3 protein-coding genes are annotated in these 4428 nt (G+C 40.1%); all 3 read right to left on the bottom strand.

All coding sequences use genetic code 11. The annotated features are described in order from the left end of the window. Positions 1–314: 314 nt before the first annotated feature. The gene (gene pgl, locus L1D51_RS20545; RefSeq protein WP_239964693.1) at positions 315–1025 is read right to left on the bottom strand and encodes a 6-phosphogluconolactonase; all 711 of its coding nucleotides are present in this window, start codon (positions 1023–1025) and stop codon (positions 315–317) included. Positions 1026–1030: 5 nt separating this feature from the next. Then, complete coding sequence (gene zwf / locus L1D51_RS20540; RefSeq protein WP_054563610.1) at positions 1031–2503, bottom strand: glucose-6-phosphate dehydrogenase; 1473 nt, start codon at positions 2501–2503, stop codon at positions 1031–1033. Between the two features lie 267 nt (positions 2504–2770). Further along, positions 2771–4417 (bottom strand): glucose-6-phosphate isomerase, encoded by a 1647-nt coding sequence (gene pgi / locus L1D51_RS20535; protein ID WP_058586232.1) that lies wholly within the window; start codon positions 4415–4417, stop codon positions 2771–2773. Positions 4418–4428 lie beyond the last annotated feature (11 nt).

Raw genomic sequence — 4428 nt, 5'->3', positions numbered from 1 at the left:
GTTATATAAAACCTGTTATCTAACAATAAATTAGCTTAAAAAACTAACCTATTCCTAAAAGCACGCTGTCATGTACAAATTATTTTTAACTTTTTCTGGGCAGAATGAGTTAAAGGGGATGTTGAGAATAACAACCAATAACAATGACAGCGTTGTCATTTTTAATTATATAGAGCCATTTTGTACTTGTCTAACACTTTATCGGGCTATTTAAAAAAAGCGTATTTATGCAAAATCGTTTGTTAAAGATGAGAATTTAAAAACAAAAAAGCGAGCATAATAGCTCGCTTTTGACATTGAGTTTGATCAGGCGATTAAGGCGCCCAATAAACTTCAATATTGATATGTGGGTGATTCAATACTGCACGTAAAGGCATGTCAGCAACTGCACCGCCCTCTTTCGCTTGCTTGTAAACAGCCAGTTTTTCTTCACCGCTAATTAAAAGCTTCACAACTTTAGAATCTGCAATCGCAGATAAAGTTAACGTCATACGCTCAGTGATTTTACCTGTTACATCGCTTTCAATAGCGTTAATTGCACATACTAAATCATCTGTCGCAAGACCGTGTTCAAGACCTTCGGCATGAGGGAAAAGAGAAGCCGTATGACCATCTGGACCCATGCCTAAAATTGTCACATCAAAAGGACGCTTTAATGCTTTGTATGCAGCTTCACATTCAGCTACACCATTTTGTGCCGTTAATGCATCATTTTTCATTGTTACGAAATTAGCTGCTGCACCATGGTTTTGTAATAGCGTGCTTTTGATAAATGCTTCATTACTTTTTTCATGATCAGCATCAACCCAACGCTCATCAACCATAGCAACATCAATGTTTGCCCAATCAAGTTCAAGGTTCGATAAGTGCTTATAAGCAGGTGCTGGCGATGAGCCACCCGATACCATTAGTACCGCACGACCATCTTCTTTAATACCAGCAACAAGGCTTTGTTCAAGGCTTGAAGAAAGCTCAGCTGCTAATTCGTCTTTGTTTGCAAAGAATTTTTCAACAATTGTTGCCATCTTAATTACGCCTTATCGCCTGTGTTAAACCAAACGTGGTTGTTTTCTTCTAAAAGCTCATCTGCATCTTCAGGGCCCCATGTACCAGCTCGGTATAACGATGGTGCACCTTTTTCTTGCCAACGCTCAATGATTGGGTCAATCCATTTCCATGCTTGACGCACTTCATCACGGTGAATAAACAGTGATGGGTTATTTGCTGCGGCATCTAACATTAAGCGCTTGTAAGCATCTGAATGGAAACCATTACTGTACGCTTGCGATAACTCAATGTTCATGGTTACTGGTTCTAATTGCATCTCAAGGTTATCAAGGCGCTTAGACATCAGTGTTAATTGAATTGTTTCTTCTGGTTGCAGACGAATAACAAGACGATTTGGCTCAATGTTACCTACGTTGTCGGTATAAACGTTGTGAGATACTTTTTTGTATTCAACAACGATTTCAGCACAACGCTTTTTCATACGTTTACCAGTACGAAGATAGAAAGGAACACCTGCCCAACGCCAGTTATCGATGTGCGCACGAATAGCAACAAAAGTTTCTGTTTTGCTCGCACCTTCGTTTAATTCTTCTAAGTAACCTGGGACGATTTTACCGTCTAAGTTACCTGGTACATACTGACCACGTACAATGTTTGCATCAACATCTTCAGCCACTAACGGACGTAACGACTCAAGTACTTTTAATTTTTCAGTACGGATGCTGTTCGCGTTTAATTTGTTTGGTGATTCCATTGCCACTAAGCAAAGTAATTGTAACAAGTGGTTTTGTACCATATCGCGTAATGCACCCGCTTTATCGTAGAAACCAGCGCGGCTTTCTAGGCCCACAGTTTCAGATAAGCTGATTTGGATGTTATCGATTGATTTAGCATCCCAAAGGTTTTCAAACAGTGAGTTTGAAAAACGCAGTGCCATTAAGTTTTGTACTGTTTCTTTACCTAAGTAATGGTCAATACGGAATACTTGCTCTTCTTTGAAGTATTCAGCAATTTTTGCATTGATTGCTTCAGCAGATTCACCACAGTAACCAATCGGTTTTTCAACAACAACGCGTGACGTTTCTGTGATCAGACCTTTCTTAGATAAGATTTCACAACAGCTACCGTACACTGCAGGTGGTAATGAAAGGTAAAAAACACGAGACTTATCAGCATCGTGTTCATCAAGGATATCTTTTAGTTTATCCCAGTCATCATCGGCTTCGGTTACATTCGTTACAACCGGCACAAGATAAGCTGAAAATGCTTTCCAATCTTTTGCGTTGTACTCACCTTTACCTAAAAAGTCTTGTAACGCTTTATGTGCTGTTTCGATGTATTCTTTGCGTTTGCTTTCTTCACGTACCGTAGGAAGGATACGAGAACCTTGAGGAAGGTTGCCCTCTTGATAAGCGCGATACATTGCAGGAAGTAACTTACGTAACGCAAGATCACCGCCGCCCCCAAAAATTACGATATCAAATGGATTTAACATATATCACTCTCTACATTGGCAATGCCATGTTAATCGACTCATGCAGTATGGCAGTGCGTGTTGTTATCTGGTTGATTGGCTGTGTTAGATGATCCCTTTAACAAAGCCTGTTGAATTTGTTGTAAGTAGTTTACTCATTATTCTTATGTTGGCTGAAGTAAATGAGTCTTAGGGGCTCTGTAAATCCTCTCACAAAAATACAGGCCCTAAGAACTCCAGCGCTACCCGTTCAAAGGTATTCGGTTTGCAGCTGTTGCTGCGAATCTATTACTGCTTACGATGTGTTTTATAGTAAGCGATCAGTCCGTTGGTTGAGCTGTCGTGTGGATGACTGACTGCGTCATCAAATAATTCAGCTTCAATTTTAGAGGCAAGTCCCTTACCTAGCTCTACACCCCATTGGTCAAATGAACAGATTTCTAAGATAATGCCTTGGCAGAAGATCTTGTGCTCATAAAGCGCAATTAAACGTCCTACCGTTTTCGCATCAACTTTATCTAACAACATTGACGTTGTTGGACGATTGCCTTGGTGAATCTTATGATTCAATAATTCTGCAATTTCTGCTTCAGATTTACCTTTTGCGGTTAAATCTGCAGTTACTTGCTCTGCATCAACACCAGCCATCATCGCTTCGGTTTGTGCAAAGAAGTTTGATAATAAAATATCATGGTGCTTACCAACATTGACTTGCGGCTCAATTGAGGCAATAAAGTCAGCAGGTACAATTACATTACCTTGGTGCAGACATTGGTAAAAAGCATGTTGGCCATTAATACCTGTCATACCCCAAATAATTGGAACCGTCGTGTAAGGAACCGTTTCACCAGCAAAAGTAACGTGTTTACCGTTACTTTCCATCTCACCTTGCTGTAAATACGCAGGTAACATGTGTAGTGCTTGGTCATACGGTAAAATAGCTTGTGCCGTATAACCTAAAAAGCTAGTGTTCCAAACACTTAAAAGCGCCATTAACAATGGTACGTTATTTTCAAATTCAGCATTTTTAAAATGCTCATCAATTTCAAACGCACCTTCTAGGATCTCTTCGAACGCGTCGAAGCCTAGGTACAGGGCGATTGGTAATCCTATCGCACTCCATAAAGAAAAGCGACCGCCTACCCAATCCCACATTGTGAATACGTTTTCATCAGCAATACCAAATGCCGCTGTTTTTTCTAAATTGGTGCTTACAGCTACAAAGTGCTTAGCAATATGTTCTTGCGCTTGTGCTGTTTGTAAAAACCACTCAACAGCCGATTTAGCGTTAGTCATGGTTTCTGAGGTTGTAAATGTTTTAGATGAGATAACAAATAATGTTGTCTCAACATCTAAACCCTGTAAAACAGATGCAATTTGAACACCATCAACATTTGATACATAGTGAACATTTAATGTGTCGTCAGCATAAGCAGCAAGTGCTTCGGTTGCCATTTGCGGACCAAGGTTTGAACCACCTACACCAATAGCAACAACATCTTTTACAGCTTTACCTGTGTAGCCTAACCACTCGCCACTGCGTACTTTGCCAACAAAGGCTTTCATTTTAGCAAGCTCAGCGTTAACAGCGTCTGTTACGTTTTCACCATCAACCATTACAGCTGTGTTAGCGCGGTTACGTAAAGCAGTATGAAGTACAGCACGGTCTTCAGTAATGTTAATTTTCTCACCACTGAACATCTTGTCGCGCCATGCGCTGATATCGCACTCTTTCGCTAAAGCGATTAATTGTTCAAAAACAGTTTTATCAATTTGTTGTTTTGAGTAATCGAATAATACACCTGGGATCTGAGCAGAGAATTGCTCGAAACGCGTGCTATCTTTGGCAAATAAATCTTTAAGATGAATTTGTTTCATCTTCTTGGCACTTTCAGATAGTGCTTGCCAACTAGCTAATTGCGAACGGCTGCTCATATATATAATCC

Origin of the sequence: Pseudoalteromonas shioyasakiensis (assembly GCF_022398475.1) — a bacterium.
Classification (GTDB): Bacteria; Pseudomonadota; Gammaproteobacteria; order Enterobacterales; family Alteromonadaceae; genus Pseudoalteromonas.
Note: the sequence above shows the minus strand (reverse complement) of the source record. Positions and strands in the feature narration are given on the sequence as shown.

Bases quoted from the DNA above. Each gene is read 5' to 3' on its own strand.
- pgl (WP_239964693.1), bottom strand. From the start codon at position 1,025: ATGGCAACAATTGTTGAAAAATTCTTTGCAAACAAAGACGAATTAGCA.
- pgi (WP_058586232.1), bottom strand. From the start codon at position 4,417: ATGAGCAGCCGTTCGCAATTAGCTAGTTGGCAAGCACTATCTGAAAGT.
- zwf (WP_054563610.1), bottom strand. From the start codon at position 2,503: ATGTTAAATCCATTTGATATCGTAATTTTTGGGGGCGGCGGTGATCTT.